The following is a 19232-nucleotide window of genomic DNA, read 5'->3' on the forward strand; positions in this document are numbered from 1 at the left end:
ATTTTGACGCCTTAAAATTCAATCAATCGGCACCCGGGGTTTTCCTGATCCCGTGGCGCCGGCATAACACCGGAGACATCATGACCCCTGCCCTCAAACCGCTGGGCGCCGCGCTCGGCATCGCCGCCGCCCTCCTTGGCGCAGCCGCCACGCCCGCCGCCGCCGCCGACTTCCCCGCTCGTCCCATCACCCTGATCGTGCCGTTCTCGGCCGGCGGCGGCGTGGACGTGATGGCCCGCCTGCTGGCCGAGAAGCTGCGCGCCGGCCTGGACCAGAACGTGATCGTGGAGAACAAGCCGGGCGCGAGCGGCATGGTAGGGGCCCAGTTCGTGACCAAGGCGCCGGCCGACGGCTACACGCTGCTGCTGGGCTCGGCCGGCGAAACCGCGATCAACAGCTACCTCTACAAAGAGCGGATGAACTACAAGCCCGAGACCGACCTGGTGCCGATCAGCCTGGTGGCGCGCGTGCCCAGCGTGCTGGTGGCCGGCCCCGCGCTCAAGGCCGCCAACGCGGCGGAGCTGCTGGCGCAGGCCCGCGCCAATCCCGGCAAGCTGAGCTACGCCAGCAGCGGCATCGGCAACCCGCAGCACCTGAACGGCGCGCTGCTCGAAGCGCTGGGCAAGGTGTCGATGATGCACGTGCCCTACAAGGGCGCGTCGGGTCAGCTGAGCGACGTGGCGGGCGGCAATGTCGACATGACCTTCGTCAGCTACGCCGCGGCCCAGCCCTTCATCCAGTCGGGCAAGGTGCGCGCGCTGGCGGTCACGTCGGCCAAGCGGGCGGCGTTCGCGCGCGACGTGCCGGCGCTGGCGGAGACGCCGGGCCTGGAAGACTACGACCTGTCGAACTGGTTCGGCGTGTTCGCGCCGCGCAATACGCCGCCCGCCGTGGTGGACGCGCTCAACCAGGCCATCAACGCCGCGCTGCGCGACAAGGACCTGGCGCAGCGCCTGAGTGACCAGGGCGGCGAAGTCAGCCCGATGCGCCCGCCCGAGTTCACCGCCTTCATCGCCGCGCAGAACCAGCAGTTCCGCCGCATCATCGACCAGGCCAGGATCGTTGCCGAATGAACGCCCCCGCGACCGCTGCGTTTCGCCACGCCTACGTCGGCACCCGCACCACGCGCGAACGCAACGCGCGCGGCGAGGGCATCAGCGTCTACGCCTTCGATCCCGCCAGCGCCTCGTTGCGATGCATCCAGGTGGTGCGCGAGCTGGTCAATCCCTCGTTCCTGGCCGTCGACGCGGCGCGCACGCGGCTCTACAGCGTGCACGGCGACCAGCGCGAGATCAGCGCCTTCGCCATCGCGGCCGATGGCACCCTGGCGCCCCTCAACCGGCAATCGACCGGTGGCCTGAATCCGGTGCACCTGGCTCTCGCGCCGGCGGGCGGCCATGTGGTGGTGTCCAACCATATCAGCGGTGATCTCGCGGTGCTGCCGCTCTCGGCCGATGGCGCGCTCGAGCCGGTGTGCCAGCAGATCGCGCTGGAGGGCACGCCCGGCCCGCATCGGGTCGAACAGCCGCACGCGAAGCCGCACCACAACCCGTTCGATCCGGTTGGGCGCCATGTGGTCGTGCCCGACAAGGGGCTGGACCGCGTGTTCGTGTTCCGCTTCGACGCCGGCCGGCTGCACCCGGCCTCGTCGGTGCCGGCACGCGAGGGCGCGGGGCCGCGCCATCTGGTGTTCCATCCGCGCCTGGCCATGGCCTATGCCATCAACGAGCTCGACTCAACCGTGGTGGCCTATGCCTACGACGCGACCCGCGGATCGTTGTCTGCGCAACAGCTTGTGCTGGCCCTGCCGCCCGGGCACACCGGCAACAGTCGCGCCGCGGCGCTGGTGATCGCGCCCGACGGCCGCCATCTGTACGCATCGCATCGCGGCGCCGACTGCCTCACCGTGTTCGCCATCGACGCGGACAGCGGCCATCTGCGCTACCTCGTCGATCAGCCGAGCCTGGGCCGCACGCCGCGCTTCGCCACCTTCACGCCCGACGGCCGCCACCTGTTCGTGCTGAACGAGGACAGCGACACCATCGTGGCGTTCGCCCGCGACGCCGCCACCGGCACGCTGCGCCCGCAGGGCGCGGCGACGGCCTGCGCCAGCCCGGTGTGCATGGTGTTCGCCTGAAGGAGCGCGCACTTGCGGACGCCAGACAGCCGATTCACTTCGCCGCGGCTGCGACGGCGCACGTCGAGCGCACCGCCACCGTCTGCTCAGAGGCGCGGATGATCCCGTTGCTGTACGTAATAAAGCCGGATCCAGACAATGCTCCCGGCGATCAGGAAGAGGCTGACGTAGGGCACATAAGCATCGATGAATTGGCGCTGATCGGAAACATCGAGATAGCCGGCAAAAGCAATCGCCATCGTTCCTGCCATGATGAGTTGCGGCCAGAGGCGGTCGCCATATGAGCGCAACACGGCCAACGCGTACATCGCACAGTTGCTGGCAACGTAGTGAACCAGGACATACGGTAACGCCGCCATGAAGATATGGGCGGCCTCCTTGTCCGCGGTCAGCGCGAACTTCAGGAAGTCTCTTCCCAACAGAACCATGCCGGCCATGGCCACCGTCAAGACGATCATGTTCAGGAAGCGCCGCCAGACGATGTCGTTCACGGGCATTCGGCTTTGCGCCCTCCTTGCCACATCGATGCTCGCCATCTGACAGATTCCCACAATCGGAACTTGAGCAAAGAAGACCACGGCCCCCGCCGTCGCCAACGCGCTGGTCGACGCAGCGCCGAACCTGGCGACCGCTGCCGTCAGCACATAGACGGAATATCGTTGGGCCAGTTGGCCGACCACGATCGGAACACCGACCTTGAGCGGAAGCAAGCGCTCGCCGAGCTGCGACACCCGTACGTCGAACGACGGCCGCGCCCGCGTGAGCACGCTCAACGCGCTCAGCGCTGCCAGCCCGACCAGATCGGAGGAGACATACGCCCACGCGATCGCAAGCACGCCCCCCTCTCGTACCACGACGATGAAGACCGCAGTGATCTGCCAGAGCAGTTGCGCGAGCTTGACCCGTGCCACGCGCGGAGCCTCACCGGCAGCCTCCAGCGCGATGGTCAGCACCGCAATGAGTGCGAGCAGCGGAATGCTCAGAGACAACACGGGCAGCGCGGTGTTGACGGAGCAGGATATCGAGCCGATGTCGGCACAAGAAGCCGCCGTGCTCGCGAGCGTCAGCACCAGGCTCGCGATCGCGGAAATGCCGCCATACGTGATCAGCGCCGCGCCCAGGAGTCTGCGAAACTCAGCAGAGATTCCGTCGGCAGCTGCCCGTGCGAATTCCGCTTGCAGCCCGATCTGACCAGACGTAGAAATGACGAAGAAGATCGACGCCATCGCGAGCAACAGCGTCAACTCCGCCAAGGTTTGGACACTGTAATGGCCCACCAGCGCAAGAATGATGTTGCTGCCGGCGGGGATCGCGCTGCGGCTGACGGATATCGGCAGCGATTCTTTCAGATCGCCAAGGAAAGCCAGACGCCACTGCGCCAGCGCACCGCCCGGACCGCGAGTCCCGTTCATTCGATCACGGACAAGAATCCCGGAAGCGGCTCCCGGAATTCCTGTTCGTACATGCGTTGTTCATGTTTCCTCATGCGAGGTCACTGGTTCACTTCATGACGCGATTCGGCCGAATCGATTTCATTACAAACCAGGCCCGCTCACAAAGAACGCGCTCCCACCCTATCTCAGACATTGGATCCGTCGTGCTCGATCACGCCTGCCATCGACGCGGAGGCTGGAAGAACAACGACGTCAGTTGTAGTGCTTCGCCTCGCGATGCGCCGCCGGCACCGGCTCGCGGCGCATGTCGAACTTGTTCTGCGAGGCATCGAGCAGCTCGGCTTCGACGTGGCCGTCCTGGTAGAAATGCAGCAGGATGGTCGACGGCGCGGGCGGGAATGGGGTGGGCACCTTGAGCAGCACCATCGCCTCGTGGCGCTCGAGCGTCTTCTGGCCTTGCTCATAGCGGTTGGTCTTGAGGTCGTAGCGGTTGCCGAGCTCCCACACCACGCGCAGGTAGCGGGTTTCGCCCGGCGCGAAGTCGCGCGGCTTGGGCGCGCGCGGGCCCATCACCGAGCCGCCGTTGGTGTAGGCGCCGACATTGCCCATCCAGCGGCCGTCCACCCACACGGTATGGATGTAGCGGTCGCTGTAGTTGAAGGCGAAGAGGGTGAGAAATTCGGGCGGCCTGCGCCCGCCGGCAGGCGGCCCGCCGCTCGTGCAGCCGCTGGCCGCCACGGCCAGCAACGATCCCAAACCCAGCAAGGCCTTGCGACGTACGGACTGCATCGTTTCTCCCTGTTCTGTCTGGCGCGCCTTGCGCGACCCCGCGCAGGCTCGCGCAAGGCGCGCCGATCGCGCAGCAAATAAGCTACGTCGAATATAGTATTTGAGCGGCCCATGCCTGCCACCTAGACTGCGACGATCCCCCAACCGGCCCTGCGCCGGCCCTCGTTCCGTCATCAGGTGCTGCATGCGTTTCCGTCCCCTCGTCTTCGCGCTACTCGCGGCCACCGCCGCGTTCTCCGGCCCGGCCTCGGCCGATGCGCCGCTCAAAGAGATCAAGCTGGATTATGCCTACTACTCGCCGCCCAGCCTGCTGATCAGGAAGAAGGGCTGGCTCGAGGAGGCCTTCAAGGCCCAGGGCACCGAGGTGAAATGGGTGTTCACGCGCGGCAGCAACAACTCGCTGGAGTTCCTCAACAGCGGCGCCTCCAACTTCGCGCTCACCTCCAGCGTGTCCTCGTTCGTGGCACGCGCCAACGGCCAGCCGGTGAAGGTGATCTTCAACTATTCCTGGGCCGAGCCGAGCACCGTCGAAGTGCTGCCGAACTCGCCGATCAAGTCCATCACCGACCTCAAGGGCAAGAAGGTGGCGGTCACCAAGGGCACGGATCCCTACTTCTACCTGCTGCGTGCGCTCGGCGAAAACAAGCTCACGCTCAACGATGTCGAGATCGTCCACCTGCAGCACCCCGAGGGCAAGACCGCGCTCGAGCAGGGTCGCGTGGACGCCTGGGTCGGCATCGATCCGCACCTGTCGGCCGCCAAGGTGGGCGGCTCGCGCACGGTGTACTCGAACCCGAAGTTCGCGCTCGGCGCGGTGCTCAACACCAACGAAGCCTTCCTGAAAGACAACCCCGAGGCCGTGAAGACCGTGATTCGCACCTATGAGCGTGCGCGCCAGTGGATCATCGCCCATCCGCAGGAGATCGTGGATCTGGTTGCGGAGGAAACCAAGCTGCCGAAGGAAGTGGCCGCCAAGCAGATCGGCCGCATCGACTTCACGCGCTGGATTCCCGGCGACTACACCGTGCAATCGATCGAGCCGCTGATCCCGCTGCTGCAGGAATCCGGCATCCTGCGCAAGAATGCCGACGCCAGGCAGGCGCTCTCGACCCTGGTCGACGCCGGCCCGGCCACGGCCGTGTCCAAGGAGAAGTGAGATGGGCCGCGGGCCGGATCACAGCGCCGCGCTGCCCGACACGCTGTCGGGTGCCTCGGCACGGCCCGCGGGCCGCGCCTGGCGCCTGCCGGGCTGGCTGCGCGGGCTGGTCCTGCCCGTGCTCGTCTTCGCCGGCCTGGAGGCCCTGGTGCGCAGCGGACGCGTGCCCGATTACCTGATGCCGGCACCGAGCCAGGTATTCGAGACGATCCTCGACCTGGCCCACGGCCCGCTGTGGCAGCACATTGGCATCAGCACGTTCCGCGTGTTCAGCGGCTTCGCGATCGGCGCCGCGCTCGCGCTCCTGATCGGCACCTGGGTCGGCCTGAGCCGCCGTGCCGAAGCCTATCTGGAGCCCAGCTTCCAGGCACTGCGGGCGGTGCCCGGCCTCGCCTGGGTGCCGCTGCTACTCATCTGGCTCGGCATCGACGAGGCCTCCAAGATCACCCTCATCGCCATCGGCGCCTTCTTTCCGGTCTACCTGAATCTGGTGGCCGGCATCCGCAACGTCGACCGCAAGCTGGTCGAGGTCGGCGCGCTCTATCGCTTCTCCAGCTATCGGCTGGTGCGCCATGTGTTCGTGCCCGCCGCGCTACCGTATCTCTACACCGGCCTGCGCCAGGCCCTGTCGATGTCGTGGCTGTGCGTGGTGGCCGCGGAGCTGCTGGCCGCCACCAAGGGCATCGGCTACCTGCTCACCGACGGCCGCGAGACCTCGCGGCCCGACCTGGTGCTGGTGGCGATCATCCTGCTCGCCGTCATGGGCAAGCTCACCGATTCGATACTGCGCTACGCCGAGGCCCGCAGCCTGCGCTGGCGCGACAGCTACGCCGGCAAGCCGGGCTGAACCAGGAAACCGCCATGCCTTCATTGCTCAGCGTCCGTGTCGACGAGAAATGGTTTGGCGCCAGCAAGGTGCTGGACCAGGTGGAGTTCGAGCTGGTGGACAAGCAAGTGGTGGCGTTGCTGGGCCCGAGCGGCTGCGGCAAGAGCACGCTGCTGCGCATCGCCGCGGGCCTGGACACCGAGTTCAAGGGTCAGGTGCGCAAGGGCGCGGCGATCGATCCCGCGCGGCAGGCCCCGATTTCCTACGTGTTCCAGGAGCCGCGCCTGATGCCGTGGCTCAGCGTGGCCGACAACATCAGCTTCCTCGACAGCGGCCGCACGCCGGACCGGGCCTGGGTGCAGGCGCTGATCGACGCGGTGGGCCTGACGGGATTCGAACGCGCCCTGCCCAAGCAGCTCTCGGGCGGCATGGCGCAACGCGCGGCCATCGCGCGCGGCCTGTATTCGCGCCCGCAGGTGCTGCTGCTCGACGAGCCCTTCAGCGCGGTGGATGCCTTCACCCGCATGAACCTGCAGCAGCTGGTGCTGGACCTGATCCAGCGCTTCGGCATTTCCATTCTGCTGGTCACGCACGACATCGACGAGGCGCTCTATCTCGGCGATGACGTGATCGTGCTGGGCGCGCGGCCGGGCCGCGTATGCGCCCGGCTGGCGGTGGAACTGGCGCATCCGCGCGCGCGGGGCGACGCCGCCCTGGGTGTGTTGAAGGAACGCGCGCTGGCCGAACTGCACGACGCACACGCCTTCTGAGGCGGCGTGCCGAACATTCTGATACCAGTTGCGGCCACAACCGTTACCTGGCGGTCTTAAGATCCTGCCATCGACATCGCCCGCGAGCCGCGCCGCCTCCGGCGCCGGCCGCGGCACGCCCACGCTCGAGGATCTCATGAAGTCCGCCACCGCATTCCGTGTCCTGCTGGCCGCCCTGACCGCCTCCGGCCTCGCCGCGCCGGCCGCGGCGCAGACGGCGCCCGCCGGGCCGGCCGCCGCATCCGAGGCACAGCGCACGCCCCCGACCCGCGCGGAGTACGAGGCCATGCTGGTGCGATCGTTCGAGAAGCAGGACCTGGACCGCGACGGCTACCTCGCCAGCAACTGGCTGCGCAGCGAGCACACCCCCGAGCAGCTCGCCGCCATGGATGCCGACGGCGACGGCCGCATCAGCCTGGCGGAATGGGTGGCGCACGGCATGACGCGCGCGCCGCAGCAGTGAGCGCGGCGGCGCGCCGCCGCCTTGGCTAGGCCCCGCTGTCCCAGGAGGCGCCGGAACGCTGCAGTGAGTCGCGCAGGCTGGCGATGAAGGCCTTGGCCGCCTCGGGCAACACGCGTCCTGCCAGCGTCTGCACCTCGAAGTGCCGCTCGTTCATCTCGCGATCGCGCAGCGGCACGGCCACCACCTGGCCCCAGCGCAGCCGGTTGCGGATCGCCAGCTCGCCGCAGAAGGTCACGCCGCCGCCCGCGCCGGCGAAGGCCACCAGCGCATCCACGCTGCGGCTGGAGAACACGGGCTCGATCTGCAGTTGCTGGCGGCTGCAGCTGATGTCGATCAACTGGCGCAGCGTGGAGTCGGGATCGGGCAGCGCGAGCGGATAGGCCGTGAGTTGCGACAGGGACAACTCGGCGTGTCCGGCCAGGGGATGGTCCACCGCCACCACCGCCCGCACCGGCGAGGGCATGCGCAGCTCCACCCGCACGTCGCGATGGGAGGTGAGGCTGAGCGTGATGCCGATATCGGCCGCGCCGTCGCGCACGCGCAGCGGCGCGTCGCGTTGCGAGCAGATGTCGAGCGTGAAGCGGATCCCCGCGTATTGCTTGCGAAAGGCCGCGATGGCCGACGGCACGAAGTCGTGCGCGAAACCCTCGGTGCACACCACCCGCACCAGGCCCTGGCGCAGTCCGCGCAGGCCCATGATCTCCCCCGCCACGCGATCGACGTCCTGCTGCGCGCGCTTGGCGTGGGCCGCCAGCAGCTCGCCGGCGGCGTTGAGCGCCATGCCGCGCGCGCGCCGCTCGAACAGCAGCGTGCCGAGTTCGCGTTCGAGCCGGGCGATCTGGCGGCTCACGGCCGAGGGCGCCACGTCCAGGCGCTCCGCGGCCACGCTCACCGAGCCGCAGCGCGCCACTTCCAGGAAGTAGCGCACCGCCATTTCTTGGAGGATTTGCGGGTTCATAGGGTTCACCCCTAGTTTGCGTTAAACGCAAAGCACGATTCTAACCATTCATATTGCTGCAACGAGACAGGCGCGCCTAGGATGTGTCCATCCGACGACATCCACCGTAACGCACGCGCCGTCATGACCCTGTCTCACCCCCCGCTCTCCCCGCAATGGCATGCCGCGCTGCACGCCGCGAGCCCGGTCCTGTGGCTGCGACCCGACGGCACCGCGCCCGCCGAGGCCGCGCCCTACACGCTCGCGGACGTCGAGGCCGCGCAGGCCCGCTTCGCGCGTTTCGCACCGCTGCTGGCCGAGCTGTTTCCCGAGTTGCGCGCCACCGACGGCGTCATCGAATCCCCCGTGCTGGCGGCGCCGCGGATGCAGGCCGCCTTGAAGCTGCCCGAGGCATCGGGCCGGCTCTGGCTGAAGGCCGATCATGCCTTGCCGGTGGCGGGCTCGATCAAGGCACGCGGCGGCATCCACGAGGTGCTGGAGTTCACCGAGACGCTGGCGCTGGCGCGGGGCCTGATCGCACCGGGCGACGACTACCGCAGACTGGCCGAGCCGCGCGCGCGGGCCTGTTTCGCGCAGTACCAGGTCGCGGTGGGCTCCACCGGCAATCTCGGGCTGTCGATCGGCGTGATCGCCTCGGCGCTGGGCTTTCGCGCGGCGGTGCACATGTCGGCCGACGCCAAGGCCTGGAAAAAGGCACGCCTGCGCGCCCGCGGGGTGGAGGTGGTCGAGCATCCCGGCGACTACGAGAAAGCCGTCGCGGCGGGCCGCCGCCAGGTGGAGGCCGATCCGCACGGCTACTTCGTGGACGACGAACGCTCGGCGTCGCTGTTCCTGGGCTATGCGGCCGCCGCCCTGACCTTGCGCGGCCAGCTCGATGCGGCCGGCATCCGCGTCGATGCCGAGCATCCGCTGTTCGTCTACCTGCCCTGCGGCGTGGGCGGCGCGCCGGGCGGCATCGCCTACGGCCTGTCGCTGCTCTACGGCGCGCACGCGCACTGCTTCTTCGCCGAACCGGTGCAGTCGCCGTGCTTTCTGTTGCGCATGATGGCGGGCGCCGGGCAACTGCCCGGCCTCCCGGTGCCGCCGTCGGTCTACGACATCGGCCTGAACAACCAGACCGAGGCCGACGGCCTCGCGGTGCCGCGCGCATCGGACCTCGCCTACGCGGCGGTGGGCGGCACGCTGGCCGGCGCGTACACCGTGGCCGACGACACGCTGTATGCCGACCTCGCCCGCCTGCACGACACCGAAGGCCTGCGCATCGAACCCTCGGCCGCCGCCGGCTTCGACGGCCCGCGCCACCTGCTGGGCAGCACGGCGGGCCAGGATTGGTTGCGCACGCAAGGATTGCTGCCGCACATGGCGCGCGCCACGCATCTCGCGTGGACCACGGGCGGGCTGTTCGTGCCGGCCGAAGAATATGAAAGATTCCTGCGCCGCGGCCACGCGCTCGCGGCGGGAAATTAAAGGCGCCGACAGACGCGCCCCCACTCCACCACCCTCACGAGCACGACCATGAAGACTGCCCTCATTGCCCTTGGTGTATCTCTTGCCGGCGCCCTCGCGCTGGCTGCCCCGGCCAGCGCCCAGAACGGCTATCCCACACGTCCCATCACGCTGGTCGTGCCCTTCCCGCCCGGCGGCGCCACCGACGTGCTCGGCCGCGTCGTGGCGCAGAAGCTCGGCCAGGAACTCGGCCAGACCGTGGTGGTGGAAAACCGCGCCGGCGCGGGCACGGCCATCGGCGCGGCGTACGTCGCGAAGGCGGCGCCGGATGGCTACACGCTGCTGGTGAGTTCGGGCACCACGTTCACCGTGAACCCGGCCATCCAGAGCAACCTGCCCTACGACCCGGTCAAGAGCTTCGAGCCCATCGGCATCGTGGGCCGCACCGGCCTGGCGTTGCTGGCCAATCCCAAGGTGCCGGTCAAGGATCTCAAGGAAATGGTGGCCTACGTAAAGGCGCGCGGCAACGAACAGCCGCCCTACGGCTCGTTCGGCGCGGGCACCACCGCGCACTTCGTGGGCGAGGCGTTCCTGTCGGCGGCCAACATCAAGATGACGCACGTGCCGTACAAGGGCAGCTCGCCCGCGATGACCGACCTGATCGGCGGCCAGATCCCGTTCTCGGTCGACACCGTGTCGGCCGCGCTGCCGCAGAGCAAGCAGGGCAAGGTGCGCGTGATCGCCGTGTCCGCGCCCAAGCGCTCCGCCTTCCTGCCCGACGTGCCGACCTTCGCCGAGCAAGGCTATCCCGACGTCGCGATGGACACCTGGCTGATGCTCACCGCGCCGCGCGGCCTGCCCGCCGACGTGAAGACCCGGCTGGAGTCGGCGCTGCGCGCCACGATAGACTCGCCCGACGTGCGCAAGAGCCTGGAGGCGCAGGGTTTCGAGCCCGCATTCTCGAGCGGCGCCGAAGGCGAAGCCCTGATCCAGAAAGAACTGCCGCTGATGCGCGAGGTCGCGCAGCGCGCCAACATCAAACTCGATTGAAGGAAGCACAATGGCCCTGGACGACTCGCTGGTCTCTCTTTCGGCGGTGGAGCTGCGCCGGCTGATCGGCGCACGCCAGCTCTCGCCGGTGGAACTGCTCGAGGCGTGCATCGCACGCGTCGAGGCCGTCAACCCGTACATCAACGCCGTGACGGCCACCGCCTACGACCGCGCCCGCGCCGAAGCGCGCGAAGCCGAACGCGCGGTGATGGCCGGCGAGGCGCTGGGCCTGCTGCACGGCCTGCCGCTGGGCGTGAAAGACCTGGAGCCCACGGCCGGCCTGCTTACCACGTACGGGTCGCCCATCTATCGCGACCATGTGCCCACCGAGGACGTCACGCTGGTGGCGCGGCTGCGCCGCGCCGGCGCCATCGTCGCGGCCAAGACCAACGTGCCCGAGATGGGCGCGGGCGCCAACTCGCGCAACACGGTCTGGGGCGCCACCGGCAATCCCTTCAACCCCAACCTCAACGCGGGCGGGTCGTCGGGCGGCTCGGCCGCCGCGCTCGCCAGCGACCTGTTCCCCGTGTGCACCGGCTCGGACACCGGCGGCTCGCTGCGGATTCCGGCGGCCAAGTGCGGCGTGGTGGGCTTTCGCCCCTCGCCCGGCGTGGTGCCCAGCGTGCGCAAGCTGATGGGCTGGACGCCGATCTCGGTGGTCGGCCCGATGGGCCGCACGGTGGCCGATGCCTGCCTGCAGATGGCGGCCAGCGCCGGTCCCGACGCGGGCGACCCGCTCAGCTATCCGCTCGACCCGCTGCAGTTCCTCGCGCCCGGCAGCGCCGACCTCGGCCGCCTGCGCATCGCCTACACCGAGGACTTCGGCGTGTGCGACGTCGACGACGGCATCCGCGCCACGTTCCGCGCCAAGATCGCCGCCATGCGCCATCTGTTCGCGGCCTGCGATCCGATCGACGTCGATTTCGGCGAGGCGCATCGCTGCTTCGACGTGCTGCGCGCCGAGGCCTTCGTGGCCGGCATGCGCGATGCCTACGAAAAGGATCCCGCGAGCCTGGGCCCCAACACCCGCGCCAATTTCGAGATGGGCGCCGCGATGAGCCTGAAGGACTGCGCCTGGGCGCAATCGGAACAGACGCGCCTCATCAAGCGCTTCCAGCGCGCCTACGACGACTACGACCTGATCCTGTCGCCCACGACGCCGGTCTCGCCCTTCCCCTGGACGCAGCTGTATGCGGAAACCATCAACGGCAAGCGCCAGGAGAATTACTACCGCTGGCTGGCGCTGACCTACGTCATCACGCTCACCACCCATCCCGCGCTCACGCTGCCCTGCGGCCGCGACCACAACGGCATGCCGTTCGGCCTGCAGATCGTCGGCCGCTTCCGCGGCGATCGCGAGGTGCTGGCCGCCGCGCAGGGCATGGAGCAGGCGTTCGCCGGCATCGCCGAGCTGCAGCGCCCGCGTCCGGATCTCGACGCGCTGAAGGCCGCCGAGCCGCCGCTCAAGTCCATCGTCACGGCCCCGCCGGTGCTCGACGGCAAGGGCAGCACGGGCAACGTGTCCGCCGTCTAGACGCGGCCCTCCGCCCGCGCCGGCCGGATCTCCCTGGCCGGCGCCTCCCCCAGCGCCAGCGCTGATCGCGCTGGTTGCGCGGCCGGCGCGCCCTGCACCGGCCGCGGCCAGGCCTGCGCCGCACGCGCCTGCGTGCTGCCCTCGCGCGGCGCCACGCCGAGACCACACCTGCACCACACCGCCGCACCTCGGCCCGGGTAAACCCGCGGCCCGCGCCCGGCCGCGCCGCCGCGCGGCCCGCCTGTCGCTTGCGGACAATCCCAGTGCGCGCCCTGGCAAGGCGAGCGGCCGGCGGGCCGCTAACAATAGCCGCACTCCCATCCGCGTCCGGCCAGCCCATGATCACGCTCTACGACCATCCCCGTTCCGGCAACTGCTACAAGGTGCGCCTGTTCCTGGCGCTGATCGGCGTGCCCTGTCGGCGCGAGTTCGTCGACGTGCTGGCGCGCAAGAACCAGACCGAGGCCTTCGAGCGCATCAGCGCCTGGCGCCAGGTGCCGGCCATCGAAGACGACGGCCTGGCGCTGTGGGACAGCCACGCGATCCTGCTCTACCTGGCCCAGAAGCACGCGCCGCAATGGCTCGCACCGCTGCCGCACAGCGGCCAGATGTACGCGTGGCTGTCGGTGTCGTCCAACGAGATCGCCAACAGCCTGCAACCGCTGCGCCTCACGCGCGTGGTGAGCCACGCGGAAGCCGCCCACCACCTGGGCGTGCGCGAGGAGATGCTCGACCTGGTGGGCCTGCGCCAGCGCACCGACCGCCTGCTGGAACGGCTCGAGCACCGGCTGACGCAACAGGAATGGCTGGCCGGCGTGCGCAGCGTCGCCGACCTGGCCTGCTACGGCTATTTGGCGCTGGCCGAAGAGGCCGAGATCGATATGCGTGCCTACCCGGCGCTGTCGGCCTGGCGCCGGCGCATCGAACAGCTGCCCGGCTACATCCCGCCCGGACACGCCGGCTGAACGCCCCCCATACCAACAACAACATCACATCGAGGAAAACATGGACGCGATCCCCAACGCGGGCGCCGTGGCGGCGCCTGCCCACAAGCCGAATCTGTTGCGCGTGTCCGTCGCCACCGTGGTCGGCACGGCCGTCGAGGCCTTCGACTTCCTGGCCTACGGCACCGCGGCGGCGCTGGTGTTCAACAAGATCTTCTTCCCGCAGTTCGACCCGCTGACCGGCACGCTGGCCGCGTTCGCGGCCTTCGCCAGCGGCATGCTGGCGCGTCCGATCGGGGGCATTCTGTTCGGCCACTTCGGCGACCGCATCGGGCGCAAGTCCATGCTCACGCTCAGCCTGCTGATGATGGGCATCTGTACCGTGCTCATCGGGCTGCTGCCCACCTACGCGCAGATCGGCGTCTGGGCGCCGATCCTGCTGGTGCTGCTGCGTGTCGGCCAGGGGCTGTCGTTCGGCGGCGAGATGGGCGGCGCGATGCTGATGGCGGTGGAGCATGCCCCGCCGCGCTGGAAGGCGCTGTTCGGCAGCCTGCCGCTGGTGGGCGCGCCGCTCGGCATCCTGCTGTCGGTCGGCGCCTTCGCGCTGGTCACGCGGCTGCCCGAGGCCGACTTCCTGTCGTGGGGCTGGCGCCTGCCCTTTCTCGCCAGCGCGGTGCTGATCGTGGTGGGCTTCCTGATCCGCCGCGGCATCGACGAGTCGCCGGACTTCGCCCGCGTGAAGTCGCAACGCACCCAGGTCAAGCTGCCGGTGGCGGAGCTGGTGCGCAAGCACGGCAAGGCGCTGCTGCTGTGCATCGGCTGCAAGCTGGCCGAGGTCACGCTGATCTACACCTTCCTGGTGTTCTCGGTGTCGTACGCCGTGTCGACGCTGGGCTTTGCGCGCAGCGATGCCCTGCACGCGCTGCTGTATGGCGCGGCGGTGCTGACCTTCACGATTCCGCTGTTCGGCGTGCTGGGCGACCGCTACGGCGCGCGCCGCGTGTGCGGCTGGGGCGGCATGCTGCTGGCGCTGATGGCGATCCCGATCTTCATGGCGGTGGGCAGCGGCTCGCTGTTTGCCTACAGCGTGGCGGTGTTCCTCGCCATGGCGCTCAACTACGCCATGATGATCGCGCCGCAATCCAGCCTCTACGCCGCGCAGTTCCCGGCCGAGCTGCGCTATTCGGGACTGTCGATCGGCGTGCAGTTCTCGGCGGCCATCGGCGGCGGGCTCGCACCCATCGTCTCCGCCATGCTGGTGGCGAAGTTCAGCAGCATCGTGCCGGTGGGCGCCTATCTCGCCGTGCTCGGCGTGGTCGCGGGCACCTCGGCCTTCCTGATGAAACCGGCCGGACGCGAACGGCGCGGCGAATGAAGGGCCGCCCGGCGCGCTAGGAGGCGGGCCGGGCCGTCTCGCGATAGCGATTGGGCGGACAGCCGAAGCGCTGCTGGAAGCGGCGGCTGAAATGGCTGGCATCCTGGAACCCGCACGACAGCGCGATGTCCTTGACCGGCACATGCCCCTTGCGCGGATCCTCGAGCGCCGCGCGCGCGAGCTGCAGCCGGCGCTCGCGCACGTATTGGTTGTATTGCGTGCCCTGCATCTGGAACAGCCGGTGCACCCAGCGGCTCGAGGCGCGCAATGCGCGCGCCACGCCCGCCACCGAGAGGTCCGTGTCGGCGATGTGCGCATCCAGATAGCTGGTGAGCGCCTGCCAGCTCTCGATCGGGCCGCGCTGCGCATCGGGAATCTGCTCCAGCGCCTGGCTGGTGTAGATCGCCGCCAGCAGCGAGATCAGCGCCTGCTCGGCAAACATGCTCGAGGCGGGGCTGGTGTCGGCCTCGTCGAAAAACACATGATCGAGGCAGCGATGCGCGGTGCGCACCATCGGCAGCGCGGCCGCGGCCCGCTGCGCGGTGAACTGCGAGCTGTCGTGCAGGTGCATGCCGAGCAGGTGCAGCAGCGATCCCTTGATCACCACGAGGTGGGAGTCGGTCAGCATGCGCACCTCCGACGGCAGCGCCGTGGTGCGGAAGATGATGTCGCCGGTTTCGACCGGCAGGCTGGCGCCGTTCTGGGTGATCACGCCGCGGCCTGCGATGATGAAACTCGCCAGGAACTCCGCCTGCAGCGCATCGGCCGCGTGCTCCGCACGGTGCTGGACCGCGATCGGCGTGGATTCGAGGTTCACCGCCAGGCCGCCGGCGCGCAGCCGACAGGCCTGCAGCTGCAGGCGCGGATGCATGGTGAGCGCGCGGAAGTCGCCCGGCAGCACCAGCTTGTCGAGCTGGGCCTTGTAGCCCGAGAGCTCGGCCTCGTAGAACGGCCGGAACCGCGGGGCGAAATTGAGGTCCGGCTCGGGCGAGGCGGACGGAGCGGAAGACAGGGCGTGCATTGCAGGACGGACACGAGCGGCGCGGGCCCGGCGCCCGCGTTTCATTGTATCGGCCGGCACATCGCAGGCACCTGCCGTTTACCCTAGGTCGTGTCACTCTTGGACAAGCGCAGTGCGCCTGCGGTCAATCGCATGCACGGCGGGCCACGGTGTAATGCCACACCAGTCCTTCATCAGGAGACGAGTGTGGACGACAAGCAGCTGCAATCCGACGCGTTTTTCCAGCGCTCGGCCAACAAACTCGATTTCGGCAACTGGACCGAGCAGGAAAAGATCGCCCTGAGCTGTCGCATCCTGGCCAGCGAGGGACACTCCGAGACGCTGGCCGGCCAGATCACGGTGCGCAACGAGGACGGCACCTACTACACCACGGCGCTGGCCCAGGCCTTCGACGAGGTGCGTCCCGAGAAGCTGATCCGCATCAACGAAAACATGGAGGTGCTGGAGGGCGAGGGCGTGCCCAACCCGGCGGTGCGCTTTCACTTCTGGGTCTATCGCGCGCGGCCCGACGTGCGCTGCATCATCCACACCCATCCGCCCTATGTGTCGACGCTGTCGATGACCGGCCGTCCGCTGGTGGTTTCGCACATGGACGCGACGCCGTTCCACAACGATTGCGCCCACCTCGCCGAGTGGCCGGGGCTGCCCATCGCCGACCAGGAAGGCGTGATCATCTCGGCGGCGCTGGGCCGCAAGCGCTGCGTGCTGCTGGCCAACCATGGTTTTCTCGCCGCCACCTCGTCGGTGGAGGAAACGCTCTACCTGTCGGTGCTGATCGAACGTGCGGCGCGAAACCAGTTGCTCGCGGCCTCGGCCTACGGCGAAGTGCGCCCGGTCGACGACGCGCTCGCCGCCGAGTCGCACGATTTCCTGCTCAAGCCCAGCATCGTGCGCGCGAGCTTCGCGATGTTTGCACGCCGCATCGAGCGGCGCCCGGGCTGAGCACGCCGCCTGCGCGCAGGTGGCCGGGCGGCGCGAGGCCGGGAATGTGTGTGGCCGTGCCGCCCGCCGGCGTGCGCGCGCCGATGGCGCGCGATACTGCGCTCAGCGGCCCGTCTTCACGCCGGCCGCCTCCAGGCGTTCGTACACCGCCTGGTAGCCGGCGCGCGTCATGTCGGTCTTGCGGATGGCCTGGTCGCAGGCGGCTCGATCGTCGGGGCAGCCACTGACTGCCGGCATGTCGTTGGCCACCACGAAGTAGTCGACGACGAAGCGCGCCACATGCTTCTCGACCGGCTTGCCCGCCAGGTAGGCGGCGATGTCGGCGCGCAGCCGCGCGACGGCGGCCTCGGCCAGCGGCGTCCAGGCCTGGCATTGCGAGAGCGTCGCGGCGCCTTCGGCCCAGGCCAGCTTGCTGCAGACCAGCCACAGCGCGGGCTTCGCGCCCTCGGGCAGCACCACGCGCACGGGCACGCCGGTGGTGCCCGGCAGCGTGACCCGTCCGTCCTGCGTGCGCTCGGCCCCGGCCGGCACCTGGAACACGAGCGACTCCTCGATCACCGCCGGGAAATCCGTCGTCGGACCTTTGACGTAGGCCTGCGACACGACTTCGGCGTCCACGCGCTGGATGCCCATCTGGCGCCCGAGCATGCGCTGGTCGCCCTTCAACAGCGCATCGTGCTCCTCACGGATACCGTATTCCAGCACCGCGTTTTCGATGGGCTTGGGGGTGTAGGCGGCCGAGGCCAGGGCGGGAGTCAGCGTGGCCAGGGCCAGGGCCAGTGCGCGGAAAGTGGGCGTCATGTGTGGTGTGTGCGTAAAAAGCCGCAAGCGTAACCCAGATGCGGCCCTTATTTGAGTCACACCTTCGGGGCGACGGTTTTGCGTTGGATGCCGGCCGGTGCCCGCCGGGTTGGCCGTGCCTGTCCACGACGAGCCAACCGAGCCGGTCGGCAGACGCCGCAGCGCAGGGTCGGACGGCCAAAGAAAAAGGCCGTGATCTTCATCACGGCCTGGCGGGAACAGCGTCGTTCAACGGCCCTGCATGCTGCCATCGGGGTGGAGAGCGCGGCAGGTCGACGACCCGCCGGGGTTCTCTGCGATGCATGGGCAATCAACCTGCCACGGGCGGGTAGTCCAGCTCGCCGGTCGATTCGAGGCCAGCGGCGCGCGCGCTCGACAACTCCTGGCGAACCTGCGCACGCGTTACTTGCGTGCTGGTCGAGCGGGCGGCGTACACGTCGCCTTGTTCGGTGGTGGCGACCAGGCCTTCGTCACGCGCCAGCTTCAGATCGGCCACGACCTGGGCACGGGTCAGCGTGCTCGCGCTGGTATCGGCGGCGGGGTAGTCCAGTTCACCGGCCTGGGCGGCGCCGGCGAAAGCGGCGGAAACGGCAACAGCGGCAACGAGGGTCTTGAGCGAGTTCATGATGGGTTCCTGATGGATTCGATTGGCTTCGGTCGAGTGTTCAGTGCGATAGCGTGATGTCGGGCGATATCGATGCGACGTCGGCGCGATCAGCCAGCCACGGGCGGGTAGTCCAGCTCGCCGGTCGATTCGAGGCCGGCGGCGCGGGCGCTCGACAGCTCCTGGCGAACCTGCGCACGCGTCACTTGCGTGGCGGCCGAGCGGGCGGCGTACACATCGCCTTGTTCGGTGGTGGCGACCAGGCCTTCGGCACGCGCCAGCTTCAGATCGGCAACGACCTGGGCACGGGTCAGCGTGCTCACGCTGATATCGGCGGCGGGGTAGTCCAGTTCACCCGCTTGGGCGGCGCCGGCGAAAGCGGCGGAAACGGCAACAGCGGCAACGAGGGTCTTGAGCGAGTTCATGATCTATTTCCTGTTCGGTTCGGAGTTTGTGTTTGCAGCGCGCCGTTGCGTGCTGCCTTGAACAGAACTTTAAAGATCGGAACGATATGCCGGTAGACGGCAAAACTTCGCCTCAGCGTCTCATTTTTAGAACGACTAGCCGCTGATTCCCCAACACTGGCCTCAGGCCGCATTTCCAAAAATGCGAGTCAGACTGCAATTACGAAAATCGAGTCAGACTGCAATTACCGCCGCTCCGAAAAACAAAGGTGTCAGACTGCATTTTTCCGCCAGGCGCCCTCGCACAGCGCCCACACCCACCGCACCAAAAAACAAAGGTGTCAGACTACATTTTTGAAAAATGCAGTCTGACACCTTTGTTCGGGGCGCCCGAGTTCAGCCCCCCTCGTCCGCGCCCCATCGACACCCGCCTCTGCCGCAGCGCGCACACCCCTCCCAAATCACCCAGGCCGCGCGCCAAAACAAAGGTGTCAGACTGCATTTATCGCGGCACCGCTCCGCCAGATCAGCCCTCCAGGTTCGCCCCAAAAAAACAAAGGTGTCAGACTGCAATTTCGTAAATGCAGTCTGACACCTTTTCGGAATCCCTTGCCGGGC

At 68.5% G+C, this 19232-nt stretch carries 19 protein-coding genes; 12 read left to right on the forward strand and 7 right to left on the reverse strand.

What is annotated here, in order from left to right; translation table 11 throughout:
• Positions 1-80 precede the first annotated feature (80 nt).
• The gene (locus CEG14_RS23200; RefSeq protein WP_094828771.1) at positions 81-1073 is read left to right on the forward strand and encodes a Bug family tripartite tricarboxylate transporter substrate binding protein; all 993 of its coding nucleotides are present in this window, start codon (positions 81-83) and stop codon (positions 1071-1073) included.
• The gene (locus CEG14_RS23205; protein ID WP_094828772.1) at positions 1070-2137 is read left to right on the forward strand and encodes a lactonase family protein; all 1068 of its coding nucleotides are present in this window, start codon (positions 1070-1072) and stop codon (positions 2135-2137) included. The genes CEG14_RS23200 and CEG14_RS23205 overlap by 4 nt, the downstream gene beginning before the upstream one ends.
• Positions 2138-2223: 86 nt before the next feature.
• On the opposite strand, the gene CEG14_RS23210 is transcribed toward CEG14_RS23205, so the two are convergent.
• On the reverse strand, positions 2224-3549 hold the full coding sequence (locus CEG14_RS23210; RefSeq protein WP_094828773.1) for a hypothetical protein: 1326 nt from the start codon (positions 3547-3549) through the stop codon (positions 2224-2226).
• A 234-nt stretch (positions 3550-3783) separates the two neighbouring features.
• The gene (locus CEG14_RS23215) at positions 3784-4320 is read right to left on the reverse strand and encodes a DUF3304 domain-containing protein (protein ID WP_094830445.1); all 537 of its coding nucleotides are present in this window, start codon (positions 4318-4320) and stop codon (positions 3784-3786) included.
• A 184-nt stretch (positions 4321-4504) separates the two neighbouring features.
• On the opposite strand from CEG14_RS23215, the gene CEG14_RS23220 reads away from it, so the two are divergent.
• The 4 genes from CEG14_RS23220 to CEG14_RS23235 all read left to right on the forward strand — a co-directional run bounded on the left by CEG14_RS23220 (position 4505) and on the right by CEG14_RS23235 (position 7535).
• Positions 4505-5476: an aliphatic sulfonate ABC transporter substrate-binding protein gene (locus CEG14_RS23220; RefSeq protein WP_094828775.1), complete on the forward strand. Its 972-nt coding sequence runs from the start codon at positions 4505-4507 to the stop codon at positions 5474-5476.
• 1 nt (position 5477) lies between these two features.
• On the forward strand, positions 5478-6323 hold the full coding sequence (locus CEG14_RS23225; RefSeq protein WP_094828776.1) for an ABC transporter permease: 846 nt from the start codon (positions 5478-5480) through the stop codon (positions 6321-6323).
• Between the two features lie 14 nt (positions 6324-6337).
• Positions 6338-7072, forward strand: a complete 735-nt coding sequence (locus CEG14_RS23230; protein ID WP_094828777.1) for an ABC transporter ATP-binding protein — start codon at positions 6338-6340, stop codon at positions 7070-7072.
• Positions 7073-7208: 136 nt separating this feature from the next.
• Positions 7209-7535 (forward strand): hypothetical protein, encoded by a 327-nt coding sequence (locus CEG14_RS23235; protein ID WP_094828778.1) that lies wholly within the window; start codon positions 7209-7211, stop codon positions 7533-7535.
• Positions 7536-7560: 25 nt separating this feature from the next.
• On the opposite strand, the gene CEG14_RS23240 is transcribed toward CEG14_RS23235, so the two are convergent.
• Entirely contained in the window at positions 7561-8493 is a 933-nt protein-coding gene (locus tag CEG14_RS23240) for a LysR family transcriptional regulator (RefSeq protein ID WP_094828779.1), read from the reverse strand.
• A gap of 123 nt (positions 8494-8616) precedes the next feature.
• Between CEG14_RS23240 and CEG14_RS23245 the strand changes: the two genes are divergently transcribed.
• The 5 genes from CEG14_RS23245 (at position 8617) to CEG14_RS23265 (ending at position 14842) form a co-directional block, all read left to right on the forward strand.
• Positions 8617-9960 carry a D-serine ammonia-lyase gene (locus CEG14_RS23245; RefSeq protein ID WP_094828780.1) on the forward strand — a complete coding sequence of 448 codons (1344 nt, stop codon included), beginning with the start codon at positions 8617-8619 and terminating at the stop codon, positions 9958-9960.
• Between the two features lie 48 nt (positions 9961-10008).
• Positions 10009-10989: a Bug family tripartite tricarboxylate transporter substrate binding protein gene (locus CEG14_RS23250; RefSeq protein WP_094828781.1), complete on the forward strand. Its 981-nt coding sequence runs from the start codon at positions 10009-10011 to the stop codon at positions 10987-10989.
• A 10-nt stretch (positions 10990-10999) separates the two neighbouring features.
• Positions 11000-12523 (forward strand): amidase, encoded by a 1524-nt coding sequence (locus CEG14_RS23255; protein ID WP_094828782.1) that lies wholly within the window; start codon positions 11000-11002, stop codon positions 12521-12523.
• 338 nt (positions 12524-12861) lie between these two features.
• The gene (locus CEG14_RS23260) at positions 12862-13488 is read left to right on the forward strand and encodes a glutathione S-transferase family protein (RefSeq protein ID WP_094828783.1); all 627 of its coding nucleotides are present in this window, start codon (positions 12862-12864) and stop codon (positions 13486-13488) included.
• A 40-nt stretch (positions 13489-13528) separates the two neighbouring features.
• Positions 13529-14842 (forward strand): MFS transporter, encoded by a 1314-nt coding sequence (locus tag CEG14_RS23265; RefSeq protein WP_094828784.1) that lies wholly within the window; start codon positions 13529-13531, stop codon positions 14840-14842.
• A 16-nt stretch (positions 14843-14858) separates the two neighbouring features.
• Here CEG14_RS23265 and CEG14_RS23270 read toward each other — a convergent pair whose 3' ends face one another.
• A complete protein-coding gene (locus CEG14_RS23270) occupies positions 14859-15863 on the reverse strand; it encodes an AraC family transcriptional regulator (RefSeq protein WP_094828785.1) in 1005 nt (334 codons plus the stop codon).
• A gap of 132 nt (positions 15864-15995) precedes the next feature.
• Here CEG14_RS23270 and CEG14_RS23275 point away from each other — a divergent pair, with 132 nt between their 5' ends.
• Positions 15996-16805, forward strand: a complete 810-nt coding sequence (locus tag CEG14_RS23275) for an aldolase (RefSeq protein WP_094828969.1) — start codon at positions 15996-15998, stop codon at positions 16803-16805.
• 102 nt (positions 16806-16907) lie between these two features.
• On the opposite strand, the gene CEG14_RS23280 is transcribed toward CEG14_RS23275, so the two are convergent.
• From CEG14_RS23280 to CEG14_RS23290, 3 genes are all read right to left on the reverse strand, one after another.
• Positions 16908-17606, reverse strand: a complete 699-nt coding sequence (locus CEG14_RS23280; protein ID WP_094828786.1) for a hypothetical protein — start codon at positions 17604-17606, stop codon at positions 16908-16910.
• Between the two features lie 310 nt (positions 17607-17916).
• On the reverse strand, positions 17917-18231 hold the full coding sequence (locus CEG14_RS23285) for a DUF4148 domain-containing protein (protein WP_094828787.1): 315 nt from the start codon (positions 18229-18231) through the stop codon (positions 17917-17919).
• 89 nt (positions 18232-18320) lie between these two features.
• Entirely contained in the window at positions 18321-18635 is a 315-nt protein-coding gene (locus CEG14_RS23290) for a DUF4148 domain-containing protein (RefSeq protein ID WP_094828788.1), read from the reverse strand.
• Between the last annotated feature and the right edge of the window lie 597 nt (positions 18636-19232).

The sequence above is a fragment of the Bordetella genomosp. 1 genome (assembly GCF_002261335.1).
Classification (GTDB): Bacteria; Pseudomonadota; Gammaproteobacteria; order Burkholderiales; family Burkholderiaceae_B; genus Bordetella.